The following is a 15,449-nucleotide window of genomic DNA, read 5'->3' on the forward strand; positions in this document are numbered from 1 at the left end:
ACCAGTGGCCTGGGCAGGCGGCCCTTGTCAGGCGCGCAGCAGGGTGATGGGACGACCGGCGGGGCTGGTGATCGCGGTGATGGCGGTGCGGTCGGTGATGGGCGGGGCGTCGGGGCGGCTGTCGAACACGACGAGGACGCCGTGGTCGAGGTCGAGACGGTCCAGGTAGCCGTCGAGCTGGCGCAGGCCGGCCGGCAGCGGGTCGGCCTGGCCCGTCCGGCGCACCTTCAGTTCCAGGGCCTCACGCTGCCAGCGCCGTTTCCCGTCGGACGACGTCCAGGGCCAGCGGATGAGCAGATCGATCCGGCCGCGACCGATGCCGTACTCGCGGGCCACATAGCCGCCGCCGTTCACGACACGCTGTAGGAATCCCATGAAGACAAGCTGCGCGGCCGCCTCAGGGTAGCGGCGGCCGGTCGCCAGGATCTCCCCGTTCTCCATCCAGAACTCGGCGAACTCACGGATCACACGGTCGACATCGAACCGGCCGTCGGGCCGCACGAACGTCCGCGGATCGGCGACCATCACGGTCTCGACGTCCTGCGCGAGAACGCGGGCGATGACCTCACGGTAGATCGGGTTGGCGATGCGCACGGGGCTGTCCGGGGCGATCAGTCCGAGGTCGCGGACATAGGTCAGCTCGTCGTCGTAGCCGTCCATGTTGACGATGGTGCCGGCGAGGACGGGTTCCAGTACGCGGCGAACCGGGGGTTCGGCCAACCGGGCGGTGAGCGAGTCCAGGTGGGTGGCACGGGCGAGGATCAGCCGTTCCTTCGCCTCGTCCAGATGCTCGGTGGTGATCGGGGCCGCGGCGGAGACAGCGATCTTCTCGATGGCCTCCCGGGCCAGGGCGTTGACCAACCAGGGTTGCCCCGTCGTCAGCTCGAACGCCCGGTCCAGCGCGCCCTCGGTGAACTCCTGCCCGGTTTCGGCGGTGTGCTGCCCATACAGCGCCCGCACCTCGTCCGGGGTGAAATCCCCCAGCCGCAGCGACTCGACCTTGATGTTGAACGGGCTGGACGTGCCGAGCCGGGCCGGATCGCCACCGGCGGCGCTCCGATAGTCGCGCACATCCCGCAGGCCACACAGGACGACCGACGCCGGGAATCCGCCGGGGCGCTGCGGGAAACCGGCACGGAGCTGGCGCAGCACACTGATCAGGCTCTGCCCGCGCAGTGCGTCGATCTCGTCCAGCAGCAGCACGATCGGCCGGGGACACGAGCGCGCCCAGGCTGTCAGAGCGACGGTCAGCAGCCCCTCGCCGGGTGCGTCCGGCCAGGGCGGCGGTCGGAGCTCGGCCGGCAGATGCAGCTCGGTCGCGACCCTGGCCTGCAGAAGAACCGCTCGCTGCGCGGCGGCGTAGTCGTCTTCGGCGATCTCACCGGTCTCGCAGGTGACGTGGACCGCGGCGTACCGCCCGCTGGCGGTCAGTTCCCTGGCCAACGCCCGCAGCGCGGTGGTCTTCCCCGTCTGACGCGGCGCGTGGACCACGAAGTAGCTCATCTCCGCGACCAGAGCGGGTGCTTCGGGGAGCCTGGACAACGCGGGAACCATGTAGTGAAGATCCGGCTCGCAGGGGCCCGCGGTGTTGAATCGGCGCACGTCAGGGCTCCTCCCCGTACCGCCAGTGTCCCGTGTCGGAGCCGGTCCCCTACCACCCTACGGCCGGTGCGCCGCCCGCTGGGACGCCTGCCGCGTTCGGTGACGGAATCCGGCGGCGATGCCGACGGGGATGCCATGCCAGGCTGGCCGGGATCGCCGGGTCGGGCCGCGGCGAGGCCCATCCGGGCGGCGTGACCCACCCGACGTCAGCCGAGCGCACCCGTCCTCGCCCGCCCCTGGTCGGCGATGCCCACGGCGCACGGCCACCGGCAGCCCACCGGACGGGGAAACAGCAGGTCACCAACCCGGAGAACAACCAACCCGGTGGGGTTTCCAGAAGCCGGCCGGAACGAAACGAATACCGGTGTGGCGACAGGCACAGACCAGCGGAGGGCCAGAAAGTGCGGGACCCGATGGTGGGGGCGCCGGGGCGGGACCTTCTACGCTGAATCGGTGTGCCGGATTTCCTTCGGGCGTGGGACGTCCGACAAGGCCGAGAAAACGGGCCCGTGGATAGCGTGACGTGCGCCGGCAGGTTTCTCGGCCGGTGCGCCGAGCCTGCAGCCGGGGCCGCGCACGCCAATGCCGGCAGCGGCATCACCATCGGGAGCGGAATGTGACACTAGTGCACGACACGCCGGCCGGGCACGCGGACCCGCCGGCAGATGACGCGCCCCCCAAGGCCCTGGGGTCGCTGCTGCACTACCTGCGGACGACGTCGCACAAGGACATCGCGGTGATGTACACCCTGACGTCTCTTGTCTACTTCGCGTTCGCCGGCGTGCTGGCCATGATAATCCGGGCCGAACTGGCCAGGCCCGGGCTGCAGTACATATCCAACGAGCAGTACAACCAGGTCTTCACCATGCACGGCACGCTGATGCTGCTGATGTTCGCGACGCCGATCGCCTTCGCGTTCGCGAACTATCTGATCCCGCTGCAGATCGGCGCGCCGGACGTGGCTTTCCCGCGGCTCAACGCGCTGTCGTTCTGGTTCTTCTTCTTCGGCAGCCTGACGGTCATCGCGGGCTTTCTCACGCCGAACGGCGCCGCGTCGTTCGGCTGGTTCGCCTACACGCCGCTGTCGAACGAGGCCTACTCGCCGGGGCTCGGCAGCGACCTGTGGCTGGTGGGTCTGACCGTCTCGGGTCTGGGCACCATCCTCGGCGCGGTCAACTTCATCACGACGATCCTGTGCCTGCGGGCGCCGGGTATGACCATGTTCCGGCTGCCGATCTTCACCTGGAACGTGCTGGTCACGTCCATCCTGGTGCTGATCGCCTTCCCGGTGCTGGCCGCGGCGCTCATCGCGTTGGAGTGCGACCGGAGGTTCGGCTCGCACATCTTCGACGCGGGCAACGGCGGGTCCGTCCTGTGGCAGCATCTGTTCTGGTTCTTCGGGCATCCCGAGGTCTACATCATCGCCCTGCCGTTCTTCGGGATCATCACCGAGATCCTGCCGGTGTTCTCCCGCAAGCCGCTGTTCGGCTACAAGGGTCTGGTGTACGCGACCATCGGCATCGGCGGCCTGTCGATCGCCGTGTGGGCGCACCACATGTACGTGACCGGGGCCGCGCTGCTGCCGTTCTTCTCCATCCTGACGTTCCTGATCGCGGTGCCGACCGGGGTCAAGTTCTTCAACTGGATCGGCACGATGTGGCGGGGGCAGATCACCTTCGAACCGCCGATGATGTTCGCTGTCGGCTTCCTGGTGACGTTCCTGTTCGGTGGCCTCACCGGTGTCCTGCTGTCCAGCCCACCGGTCGACTTCCACGTCAGTGACAGCTACTTCGTCGTCGGCCACTTCCACTACGTGGTCGCCGGTCTGCTGTTCGCCGGGTTCGCCGGAATCTACTTCTGGTTCCCGAAGGTCACCGGCCGGATGATGAACACCAAGCTCGCCAAGGTGCACTACTGGACGATGCTGGTCGGCTTCCACTCCACGTTCCTGGTCGACCACTGGCTCGGTGTGAAGGGCATGCCCCGCCGGTACGCCGACTACAGCGCGCAGGACGGGTTCACCACGCTGAACACCATCTCGTCGCTGGGCAGTGTGATTCTGGCGCTGTCCACCCTGCCGTTCCTGCTGAACCTCTACCTGTCGTACCGCAAGGGCCCCATTGTCACGGTGGACGACCCGTGGGGCTTCGGGAACTCGCTGGAATGGGCGACGTCCTGCCCGCCGCCGCGGCACAACTTCACCACCCTGCCGCGTATCCGCTCCGAGCGGCCGGCGTTCGACCTGCACTATCCGGAGCTCGCCGGCGACGTGGACTTCCACGCCACCCCCGAGTTCACACCGGCACCGAACAAGCGCGGGCTGAGTTCCTGACCAGCAGCGCCACAGTCACAGCAGCGCCACAGTCACAGAACCGCCCCGGTCACCAGATGGGACCGGGGCGGTTCCGCGTCCGGGCGGGGTCGGGCGCTGGCGCGGCCGGAACGGCGCCTGACAGACGGATCGGCCCCGGAGAAACGGTGTTCTCCGGGGCCGATCCGACAGTGCCGATATGCGGTTGTCCGCGCTCAGGGTGCCCCCGTCATCGCCGGGAGCGTCCCCGTCATGCGTCGTGCGTCGGGACGCCGACCGTCAGACCCTGACGTTCGAGTCGTGCGGCGGCGGCGTCTGGGGCGGGGTGGGAGGAACGTTGCCGGTGGCCGGGGCCACCCGCTCCTCGGGCGGTTCGACGGACAGGTGCGGGGTGACCCGGTCCAGCCAGCGCGGGAAGTACCAGTTCCGCTTCCCGATCAGGTGCATGAGCGAGGGCACCAGCATGGTCCGCAGGACGAACGCGTCCAGGAACACCGCGGACGCCAGACCCAGACCGAAGATCTTGATCTGCCGGCCCGGGGAGACCACGAACCCGAAGAACACCGCGATCATGATGATGGCCGCGGCGGTGATGATGCCGCCGGTCTCGGCCTGGCCGATGGTGATGGCCCGGCGGTTGTCGCGGGTGTGAATCCACTCCTCGTGCATCCGGCTGACGAGGAACACCTGATAGTCCATCGACAGGCCGAACAGGATGGCGAAGAGCATCACCGGAATCCAGGCGTCGATCGGCCCACCGGGCCCGCCGCCCAAAGCCTCCGATCCCCAGCCGTACTGGAAGATCCCCACGATCAGACCGAACGATCCGGCCGCGGCGAGCAGGTTCATCACCGCCGCCGTCAGCGGAACGACCAGACTGCGGAAGGCCAGCAGCAGCAGCAGGAACGACAGGCCGACCACGACGCCGATGAACAGCGGCAGCTTGCGGGACAGCACCTTGGCGAAGTCGACGTTGATCGCCGTCTCACCGTAGGTGTAGATGTGGTTCTGGGTGCCCTCGTACAGGGGTGGCAGGACATCCGAACGCAGATGACGAACCAGCGTGTAGGTCTTCTCCGACTGCGGTGACGTGGTCGTCTTGAACGAGACGAACGCGATCCCGCGGGCCAGCGGAAGCGTCGTGACACTGCCCGCGTCGATACCGGCCTGGCCGGACAGCGCCTTGGAGACCCGCTCCAGGTAGGCGTCGTCGGTGGCACCGGGCCCGCTCACCACCGCTTCGAGCCCGGAGTTGTAGCCGACCCCGAACTCGTCGGCGATCAGGTCGTAACCCGTGCGGGTCGTGGAGCTCTTCGGGTCGCTGCCCTGGTCGCTGGCGCCGAGCTGCAGGGAGAAGAACGGCACGGCCAGCGCCAGCATGATCGCGCCGGAGACCACGGCGACGAGGATCCGGTTCTTGCCGACGAACTCCGACCAGCGCGCCCAGAAACCGACCTGGGTGTCGCCGATGTACTCCCCGGCGCGCACGGCCGCCCGGTGCTTACGGGTGAGCACCTTCAGACCGAACAGGCTGAGCATCGCGGGCAGCAGGGTCAGCGAGGCGATCATGGTGAAGCCGACGGCGAGTGCCGTGGCGACCGCCATGCCGTTGAAGAAGCTGACTCCGAGCGCGATCAGACCGAGGATCGCGATGCACACCGTGGTCCCGGCGAACAGCACCGCCCGGCCCGAGGTGTTGATCGCTGACACGATCGACTCGTTCACCGGCATGCCGCGACGCAGGTTGCGTCGATGCCTGGTCACGATGAACAGCGCGTAGTCGACGCCGACACCGATCACCATCAGCTCCGCCAGGTACGGCGTGATGTTGGAGACGTTGATCGCGTGGCTCAGGATGTAGATCAGACCAAGGCCGCTGACCAGGGCGGCGATGGCGCTGGCCAGCGGCAGCACGGTCGCCGCCACCGTCCGGAACACGATGGCCAGGATGATGAGCGCGGCGGCGAAACCGATGAACACCGATCCGCCCGAGCCCTGGCTCTGGCCGATGCCGGCGAACGCGTTACCGGTGAACTCCACCTGTAGCGCGTCGCTGTCCAGCGTCTTCAGGTCGTCGTAGACGGCCTTGAAGTTCTCCGGCTCGAAGTGGCCGTTCTCCCAGGTGACCGACACCAGCGCGGTGGTCGACCCGTGCGCGGTGTTCAGCAGCTGGCGGTTACCGGCCGACGTGGCTCCGTTGTCGGCACAGTTGATCGACTGCCACGGGGTGGCCAGCAGTGCCACGTGGTCACCGGAGGTGCACAGCTTCGCCAGGGCCGGCTGCAGCTTCGCCGGCGGGCTGGTGAAGGCACCGCTGTTGTTCTTCAGGACGATGGTGCCCACCGCGCCGCTCTGGTTGTCCAGACCCGCGTCCTTGAGCAGATCGGCGACGGTCGCGGTCTCGGTGTGCGGGAGGCTGAACGTGTCCTTGTACGCCGCTCCTCCCATCGCCGCGGCGATACCCTGGCTCGCGACGATGATCGCGAGCCAGCCCACGATGACAAGCCATCGCAGGCGGATGGCGAACTCGGCAATGGTCTTCATCAGTTCTCCTGCTCAGGGCCGTACGGTGCGCGGCGTCTGGGAGGTTCGGATAGACAGGCGGCGGACGCTCCGCGCCGATATGCTGATATTCCCGCGGGCACCCGGCAGGTGACCGCCTCGGTTACTGTCGGACGAACGGCGGGCACCGGGATGCCAGCCACCCGACCAACCGGGCATGGACCGCCGGGCGGCGGCCGGTCAGGCGTGTGATACCAGACCGGACACCTCCGCGAGCAGGGACGTCAGCGTTCGACCGAGCCCCGACTCCGGCCAATGCGAACATAGCCTGCCGCATGGAGACCCGTGCGCCCGGCCACGACACAGTCATACCGCGAAACTGTCGGCTTGCCGACGCAATATCGGCCGGTCGGACCGGCGGTTGCGGCCAGGTCACCAGCCGGCGAGCGGCCGAAACCCGACGTTCACCGGGGGACCCCCGGTGAACGTCGGCGCAACCGCCGCCTTCACGCTCCTCGCGCGCCGATCGCCGACATCACCTGCGCCGTCGGCCGTCCACTGTGCGTTGTCGACCCAGGCCGCGGACGATGATCTGTGACTGGCATCACGATACATGCCCGATCCTCGCCCCGTCGCCGGTGACCATTGCCCCGTCGCCGGTGACCATTGCCCCATCGCCGGTGACCGTTGCCGCGGACCATGACCGACACCCGGGCCGCCCGGACCAACCGGCGACGCCACGATTCCACGGCGCGCCGTCGCCAGCCGGGCAGCCGCCGCCCGGACAACGGCCGTAGGAATATCTGACATACCACCCGCTTAACAGCGATCCGCCCACCATTGACCTCACGCGCGGGCAAGGCCACACGCCATCCTTTCGGGACCCTGGCGTGGCGATGTGCCAGCCGCAAGAATGACCACACCGGGGGATCAGCGTGCCCCGGTGTGGCTTCGGACGTGCCCTTCAGGCCACCCGGACATCACTTTTCCCGCACCGTTGGACTGGCGCCCGCGCCACCCTGTTGATCGGTATCACGCATCGTGGGCGAGCTTTCCGATCGGGTGGCAGGCAATCGGTAGCCGAGGCCCGGCACCCGCCACCACGACGGGATTCGACCCGCGACGCCACCCCGCCTCGACCCGCCGGCCTGGCCGCCTCGGCACGGACAGCATTCCGCCGTCCGCTCCCGGCCTTTCGCGCGACACCTTCCCCGGTGCCATCATCCTTCGCCAGCGCCCTGACCATGAGCGCCGAAGGTGACTGGTCAGAGGACGTCCGCACCGGGCCGTCCGTCGACGACATGCGGACGAGTCGACACACGGAACGGACTCAGGGGGCGAAGTCGACCATACCCGAGGATCAGCAATCCCAAATCGTCCTAAATCTCCATTTCACTCATTCGGAAACGGCATTATCCAGAGCCTCGATGAGCATATTGTGATCAAATAGTCAAATAATTGCGTGATGGCGGATAACGTTGCCTCCACTCAAGATCCGAACTTGGAAGGTCCCGGCCATGACAGTCCGCTCACTGTCGGCAGCATCTGCCGTGTTACTCTGCCTGGCCTCGCTGGCCGCCTGCAGCAGCAGTCCGGCCACCTCCGCGGCCACCGGATGCAACGATCCCGGCGTATCGAAGAACGAGGTACGGGTAGGCCTCATCTACCCGGACACCGGAGCACTCGCCACCACGTTCCTGCCGGTACGCTCGGGTCTGAACGCCCGACTGGGCGCCATCAACGAATCCGGCGGAGTGAACGGTCGACAGATTCACTACTCCTGGTCGGATGACCGAGGCCGAGTCGACACCAATGCCGTCGCCAGCCGTGACCGGGTGGAGAACGAGAAGGACTTCGCCGTCATCGAGGCGACCCCGGTATCCAGCGGCGGCGCCGACTACCTCGCCACCAACAAAATCCCGGTGGTCGGTATCGCGGTGGAACCCGCCTGGTCGAAGTACCGCAACATGTTCACCTACTCGCTTTCCCGCAACGCCAGCACCTCCTCGGAGGCAGTCACCACCTTCGGCAGGTACGCGCAGAAACAAGGTGGCACCCGCGCCCTCGTGGTCGGCGACCCCGCCGGCCTCAGCGTCAGCGACGGCATCGCGCAACAGATGCGGTCCAGCCTCCAGTCGGTCGGCATCCCGACTCTTTCCACGAGCGCGGACGAATCACCCACCGACGCCCAGATCCGTGAGATCATCCGACTGATATCCACCAACAACGTGGATATCCTCGCCAGTCCTCTGACGATCGAGACCTTCTCCCGCATCGTCGCCACCGTCCGGCAGGCCGGCGTACAGCCCAAGGTCGTTCTCAGCGGCGGCCAGCCGCCGGGTGCCGACCTGCTGGCCACCTACGGCCCGCTGCTGGCCGGTCTGACCACCTATGCCGTCCAGCCGCCGGATTCGAGCGCACCGGGTGCCGCCGCCTACCGTGCCGCGATGATCCGCTTCGCACCCGAGCTTCAGGACAGGGGCCAGTCGGTGGCCGTGATCGGCTACATCCTCGGCGACATGATCATCGAAGGGCTGAAGGCCGCCGGCCCCTGCCCCACCCGGGCCCGCTTCATCTCGGGCCTGCGCGCGGTGAAGAACTACACCGCCGGCGGCCTCATCCCCAGCGTCGACTTCGAACACGACTTCGGCAAGGTCTCCCTCTGCTACCCGTTCAGCGCGGTGAACGCGACCGGCACCGGTGAGACCACCATCGATCCCAACTTCTGTGGTGAGCGCATCGCCAGCTGACCACAGCCCCGGTCAGGTTCCGGCGAGGGACTGCCCGTAGACCCGTTCGACGGCCACGGTGATCAGAACACGCTGGTCGGCGACCATCACCGCCCGGTACTCCTCCCAGTCGGGATGTTCACCGGAGGCCCTGCGGTAGTAGTCCACGAGCATCTCGACCTCGGGGCCGAGCGGATCGTCGCCCGGCCCCGAGAGCGTCACCGCCCCTTCGGCCGTCGCCCACGACCGGCCGTCGGGGCTGGTGACCTCCACCGCGGCCCACGGTTCGCGCCGCAGGTTCGCGGTCTTGGCCAGCCCCTGACGTGAGGACACGAGAATCACCCCGGCCGTCCGGTCGTAGAAGGGCAGCACCGGCGACAGCTGCGGCCGACCGTCCGCCCTGATCGTGGCAAGGACACCGAGTCGGCTCGCGGCAAGCAGCGCATGTGGATCAAACGACGATTCCGCCATGGCCTCATCCTCACCCCTGACGGCCTCGAAAGGCGTGGGGGCCCGGCGTCACACGTCCGCGCCGTCCTGCTCGGCGTCGTGGCGATCGGATGACCCGCCCACAGGCGCGGGGACCACCGCGGCGGCGGGATCCGGGACGACGGCGGCGACCGGACCCGGGCCGACAGCGGAACCAGCGGTGGCGAGGGAGGATGCGGTGTCGGGGCGTGCGCCGCCGGGGACGACGTAGGCGACGATGCCCGCGGTGAGCCACACACCGGCACCGGTGAGGGCCGCGATGTCGTAGCCGCCCACGCGGGGCAGTCCGAGACCGCCGTGGGTGAAGGCGGACAGGATGGTGGCGCTCAGGGCGCTGCCGATGGAGAAGCCGATGAACCGCATCACCTGGTTGACACCGAGCGCGCTGCTGCTCTGCGCCGCCGGGACCGAGCGCAGGATCAGCCGCGGCATCGCGGCGAACACACATCCCGATCCCAGGCCCGCGATGCCCATGACCAGGCAGACCTCCCACAGCGAGCCACGGGCGAACCGGAACGCGAGCATCGCGGTGACGAAGACGATGCAGCCGATCGGGATCACCGGACGGAAACCCAGCCAGTCCTCGATGCGGGCCGCGACCCGGCTCGACACGACGCTGAGCACCGAGAACGGGATCAGCACGAACCCGGCGACCAGGACCGTCTCCCCCAGCCCGTAGCCGCTGGAACGCGGGGTCTGCACGAACCGGACGACCAGCGACAGCAGCAGGTACATCCCGATGCCGGCCAGCACCGCGGTGAGGTTGCCGGCCAGCACCGCCCGGTCACCCATGATCCGCAGATCGACGACCGGATGGGCCGTCCGGCGTTCCTGCCACACCCAACCGGTCAGGAGTACCAGCGCGGCCGCGAACAGACCCAGGACCCGAACCGAAGCCCATCCCCACGCGACGCCCTCGCTCAGCGCCAGCATGAACGCGCCGAATCCGACGACGAGCAGCACCGCGCCGCGTGGGTCGATGCGTCGCCGGGGGCGATCGGAGTCGGACGGGACGACGACGGCGGCCAGGGCGGCCGCGAGGGCGGCGAACCCGGCCACCATGATGTAGCCGATGTGGAAGCTGAGGTACTTGGCGATCAGTCCGGTAACCGGGTAGCCAAGACCCACGCCGGCCGCCGCCGTCACCGACAGGACCGCGACCGCGCGCCGGGCCCGTTCGGCGGGCAGATGGTCGCGCACGATGGACATGGCGATGGGCAGCAGGCCGTTCGCCGCACCCTGCAACGCCCGGCCGACGACGAGCAGCGCGAAGCTGCCCGGGATCGCCGCCAGCGCCCCGCCGACCACCGCGGCCATCAGGCCGGCGAACAGCACCGCGCGCCGATGGGGGCCGTCACCGAGCCGGGTCAGCAGCGGTGTGCTGACCGCGCCGCTCATCAACGTGATGGTCAACGACCACTGCGCCGTGCTCTCGGAGATGTGGTACGACCGCGCCAGTGTCGGGACCAGCGGCGCCCCGACACTGCCGATCAGCGAGATCAACAGTCCGACCAGGGTCAGAACGGGTAGCAGCAGCCGTTCCTGCCGGGGTGACAGACCGGTCTCGACACCGCTGTCGGTCGTCCCCGCACGGGCCGTCCGTTCACGACCCTCCCGCTGCTGGGCGGCCGGGTGCTGCGTCATGGCTGTCCTCTCGCCGCATGCGTCGACCGGGACCGGGGCCGGGCCGGGCATCCGGGCTCACCGGACGGCAGGCCCGCCCGGCTTCGCCGACGGCACCCCCGCAGGCAGCGATCCGACCGTCTACATGCACTTATAAGCCACCTCGCCGAGATCGTGCCGCGGTCGCGCCAAGATCCGTGCCGGGGATCACGTCGCACCACCAGCCCCACCCCGGCCGCGGCGTCGACGGCGAGCTCGTCCAGCAGGATCAGTCGATCCTCCCCGGACAGCGGCAGGTCGAGCCGGACGGCCGAGGCTGACCCGGCCGAGCGGGCCGCCGTCGAACGGCGCATACACGTGCACGACCAGTTCGGGCGACTGGGGACCCGCCGGGCCGTCCAGCCCGTCGGTGTGGGTATGGGTGTGGGTGCGGGAGTGTGGCGAACCGACCGCACGACGCGACCAGGATCTGGGCGATGCGGGCGCCATGTTCCGATCACACGCCTCTGCGCGGCGTTGACCGTACTATCACCTACGTCACATCGAGCACCTACGTCACATCAAGCACTTTGTGGTGATCGGGGCCTCGCCCCCGTCCGGAAACCTGGAGGTCCAACGGTGGCAGCTACTTCTGGGCAGCGGCGACGGTGGTCGGCGGCGGAGGTGCCCACGCTCAGGGGCCGGACCGCCGTCGTCACCGGGGCGAACACGGGGATCGGCTTCGAGGCCGCGCGGGTGCTGGCCGCGCGCGGCGCCACCACCATCCTGGCCTGTCGCAATCCGGTGAAGGCGCAGGAGGCCCGCGATCGCGTCCTGGCCGAGTCGCCGGACGCCGACATCCATCTCCTCGAGCTGGACCTGAACTCCCTGACCAGCGTCCGCAAGGCCGCCGAGACCCTGCTCGTCGAGCGCCCCACCATCGACATCCTGATCAACAACGCCGGCGTGATCATGCTGCCGCACGGTCGGACCGAGGACGGTTTCGAGCAGCACTTCGGGGTCAACCACCTGGCGCACTTCGCGTTCACCGGGCTCGTCCTGCCGGCGGTGCTCGCCGCCGACGCGGGGCGGATCGTCACGGTCGGCAGCAACGGCCACCGCATGGGAAAGATCGACTTCGAGGACATCCCCTTCGAGCGGGGTTACAAGCCGCTGCGTGGTTACGGGCGCTCGAAGCTCGCGAACCTGCTGTTCTCCTACGAGCTGCACCGGCGGCTGGCCGCGGCGAACGCGCCGGCGATCTCCCTGGCCGCGCACCCGGGCGGTGCGACGACCAACGCCGGCGGCGTGGGCGGCAGCCAGAAGCTGCGCAGCCGCCTGCTCAACAGCGTTCCGAACCCGATCGCCCATTCGCCGCAGATGGGTGCGCTGCCGATGCTGCGTGCCGCCGTCGACCCGCAGGCCGTCGGCGGCCAGTACTACGGTCCGCGCGGGCTGCTGACCATGACCGGGCCCCCGGTCATCGTCAGGTCCAACGCCCGCTCCCAGGACACCGAGATCGCCGCACGCCTGTGGACGCTGTCCACCGAGCTCACCGGCATCACCTACCCGCTCTGACCCGGGCGGCCCCCGAACGCCACGGTCGGCAGGACGACGGGCGGTGTTCCGGTTGGCGCGGTGATCCGGCGGGCATCTCGCGTAGGGTCAAATCGACCTGGTGAGCCTCGGGTGACGCGCCGCCCGCGGGCCGGGGCAGGGCGAGGTGGGGAGGACGTCCATGTCGGAGCTGGACCTGGGTAAGCCGTTGGCGCCACCCACGGTCGCCCCCGCGGCGACGGGCACGGGTGGGGCGTTGCGGCTCGCCCCACCGGAACCGGTGCCGGTGATCCCCGACGACCAGGTCGACAGCATGGTGCCGATCGACGAGGCCACCCGGGCGCAGCTGCGTGCCCGGGCGGCCGGTTTCGCCGACGAACTCACCGCGCAGGACCCGCGCAGCCCCGCGTTCCAGGCGAAGATCAACGACATCACGTCGATGGGCCAGCGGGAGATCGTCGCGAGCGCCCGGGTGTCCAACCGGATGCTCGAGCGACCGGCGGCGGCCCTGGCCAGCAGTCGCGGTCGGGGGGGCACCGGCGCGGGTGCCTCCGGCGGCGACGCGCAGACCCGGGTCGCCCGCACACTCGTCGAACTGCGCGAGACGGTCACCGATCTCGACCCGGGCAGGGCCGATCTCAGGGGCCCACGCAAACTGCTCGGGATCGTCCCGTTCGGCAGCCGGATCTCCGCCTACTTCCAGCGCTACCAGTCGGCGCAGAAGCAGCTCGACGGCATCATCCGCGCGCTGGACTCCGGCCAGGACGAGCTGCGCAAGGACAACGCCGCCATCGAGCAGGAGAAGGCGAACCTGTGGGCGGCGATGGGCAAGCTCACCGAGTACGCCACCCTCGCCAAGGCCCTCGACGGCGCGGTGTCGACGAAGATCGACCAGCTGCGCCCGGCGAACCCCGGCGCCGCCGACGCGCTCACCTCGGACGCGCTGTTCCCCATCCGCCAGCGCCAGCAGGATCTGATCACGCAGCTCGCGGTGAGCGTGCAGGGCTATCTCGCCCTCGACCTGGTCCGCAGGAACAACCTCGAGCTGATCAAGGGCGTCGACCGGGCGCAGTCGACGACGGTCGCGGCCCTGCGCACCGCGGTCATCGTCGCCCAGGCGCTGGCGAACCAGAAGCTCGTGCTCGACCAGATCAACGCGCTGAACGCCACCACCAACAGTATGATCACCTCCACCAGCGAGATGCTGCGCCAGCAGACCGGTCAGCTCCACGAGCAGGCGGCGTCCAGCGGGGTCAGTGTCGAGGCGCTGCAGACCGCCTTCGACAACATCTTCGCCACCATGGACGCCATCGACGGGTACAAGGCCAAGGCGGTCGAGAGCATGGCGACGACGGTCGCCGCCCTCGAGACCCAGGTCGGCCGCTCCCGCGCGTATCTGGAGCGGGCCCGCGCGGACGAACGCTGAGCAGAGGGGGCAGGGTGATCTTCCGTCGGCGTCCGGCCACCAGCGAGGACGGCGAGGCAGCCCACGGTGACGCCCGCCGGGCCGCAGCGGCACCACGCGGGGAGGTCGCCACCCAGATCGGGCAGCTGCGCGCGGAGCTCGCCGCCCTGGTCACCCGGGTCAACGCCGACGGCGGACGGCTACCGCCCGGGGCCGTACCCACCGTGCGCGATCTCGATGACATCCTGCGGCCCCTGCTGGGGTATGTCGAACGTCAGTCGGCCAGCGACGAGGAGATGCGGGGGCTGACCGCGATCATCCACGAGTACCTGCCGCAGGCCCTCGACGACTTCACCGCGTTGCCGCCGCAGTACGCCGAGCGTGCCGGGGTCACCGGTACCACGCCGGCCGACGACCTCGTCCGCCAACTCCAGCTGCTCGACGAGGGGGCGAACGACCTGCAGGATCTCGTCTACACCGGCGACGCCGCGCAGCTCGCGATCCAGGCCCGCTTCCTGGACGCCAAGTTCCGACGGTCCGACCTCGACTGATGGCCGCCCGCAGCCTGCCCAAGGGCGGCAACATCGCGATCGCCGACCTCGTCCCGCACGGCGCTGGTGGCCTGGCGGGCGCCGGTGGCCCGGGTGGGGCGCTGACCGTGGCACTGGGCTGGGACGACCGCCCGGAACTGGCCGACCTCGAACTCGACGCCGTCATCATCCTCACCAGGTCCGACCCGTCGGACGGCGGACACGAGCTGCTGCTGGCCCAGCAGGTGCCCAATCCGCACGAGCGGCCCACCGCGACCCCGCCGCCGCGGCCCCTGACCGGCGACGCCGAACGCCTGCTGGTGCGACTGGACGCCGTGCCGGCCAGCATCGACCGGCTGCACTTCGGTGCCGCGGTGTACGACGCGCCCACCCGGCCGCCGTCGTTCCGCTCGGTACACGGCGCCTACCTTCGGCTGCTCGCGGCGGATGGCACCGAACTCGTCCGCTGCGAGGTCGCGGCCGAGACCGGTCTGGAGACCACGATGGTCTTCGGTGAGCTCTACCGCCATGCCCGCGGATGGAAGCTTCGCTGCGTCGCGCAGGGCTACACCGGCGGCCTCACCCGCCTGACCGCCAGCACCACCGCCGCCCATCCCGTGGACGTCACCGCCTTCCTGAGCAGGACCTCCCCCGCCCGCAGCCGCCGCACCCTCGCCGTCCACCTCCACCCGAACCTTCCGCCCCGCCCCGCCCCCCAGCCC

At 69.3% G+C, this 15,449-nt stretch carries 10 protein-coding genes; 6 read left to right on the plus strand and 4 right to left on the minus strand.

Annotated elements, in window-relative coordinates; genetic code table 11:
* Positions 1-27: 27 nt before the first annotated feature.
* Positions 28-1,554, minus strand: coding sequence for an AAA family ATPase (locus tag MXD61_RS25290; RefSeq protein WP_251080597.1), 1,527 nt, complete (start codon positions 1,552-1,554; stop codon positions 28-30).
* Between the two features lie 664 nt (positions 1,555-2,218).
* On the opposite strand from MXD61_RS25290, the gene ctaD reads away from it, so the two are divergent.
* Entirely contained in the window at positions 2,219-3,934 is a 1,716-nt protein-coding gene (gene ctaD, locus MXD61_RS25295; RefSeq protein ID WP_248815920.1) for a cytochrome c oxidase subunit I, read from the plus strand.
* Between the two features lie 258 nt (positions 3,935-4,192).
* Here ctaD and MXD61_RS25300 read toward each other — a convergent pair whose 3' ends face one another.
* Positions 4,193-6,457, minus strand: coding sequence for an efflux RND transporter permease subunit (locus MXD61_RS25300; RefSeq protein ID WP_248815921.1), 2,265 nt, complete (start codon positions 6,455-6,457; stop codon positions 4,193-4,195).
* Between the two features lie 1,508 nt (positions 6,458-7,965).
* On the opposite strand from MXD61_RS25300, the gene MXD61_RS25305 reads away from it, so the two are divergent.
* Entirely contained in the window at positions 7,966-9,165 is a 1,200-nt protein-coding gene (locus MXD61_RS25305) for an ABC transporter substrate-binding protein (RefSeq protein ID WP_248815922.1), read from the plus strand.
* A gap of 12 nt (positions 9,166-9,177) precedes the next feature.
* On the opposite strand, the gene MXD61_RS25310 is transcribed toward MXD61_RS25305, so the two are convergent.
* Together MXD61_RS25310 and MXD61_RS25315 are read right to left on the minus strand one after the other, a co-directional pair.
* Positions 9,178-9,615: a PPOX class F420-dependent oxidoreductase gene (locus MXD61_RS25310; RefSeq protein WP_248815923.1), complete on the minus strand. Its 438-nt coding sequence runs from the start codon at positions 9,613-9,615 to the stop codon at positions 9,178-9,180.
* Positions 9,616-9,663: 48 nt separating this feature from the next.
* Positions 9,664-11,277 carry an MFS transporter gene (locus MXD61_RS25315; RefSeq protein WP_248815924.1) on the minus strand — a complete coding sequence of 538 codons (1,614 nt, stop codon included), beginning with the start codon at positions 11,275-11,277 and terminating at the stop codon, positions 9,664-9,666.
* A 597-nt stretch (positions 11,278-11,874) separates the two neighbouring features.
* On the opposite strand from MXD61_RS25315, the gene MXD61_RS25320 reads away from it, so the two are divergent.
* The 4 genes from MXD61_RS25320 to MXD61_RS25335 all read left to right on the plus strand — a co-directional run.
* Complete coding sequence (locus MXD61_RS25320; RefSeq protein ID WP_248815925.1) at positions 11,875-12,813, plus strand: oxidoreductase; 939 nt, start codon at positions 11,875-11,877, stop codon at positions 12,811-12,813.
* 160 nt (positions 12,814-12,973) lie between these two features.
* Complete coding sequence (locus MXD61_RS25325; RefSeq protein ID WP_248815926.1) at positions 12,974-14,218, plus strand: toxic anion resistance protein; 1,245 nt, start codon at positions 12,974-12,976, stop codon at positions 14,216-14,218.
* A gap of 14 nt (positions 14,219-14,232) precedes the next feature.
* A complete protein-coding gene (locus MXD61_RS25330) occupies positions 14,233-14,748 on the plus strand; it encodes a hypothetical protein (RefSeq protein WP_374629547.1) in 516 nt (171 codons plus the stop codon).
* Positions 14,748-15,449, plus strand: a 702-nt coding sequence (locus MXD61_RS25335) for a TerD family protein (RefSeq protein WP_248815927.1), incomplete at its 3' end; no start/stop codon positions are given. The genes MXD61_RS25330 and MXD61_RS25335, both read left to right, overlap by 1 nt.

This window comes from Frankia sp. AgPm24 (genome assembly GCF_023243055.1).
In the GTDB taxonomy this organism is placed as follows: Bacteria; Actinomycetota; Actinomycetes; order Frankiales; family Frankiaceae; genus Frankia; species Frankia umida.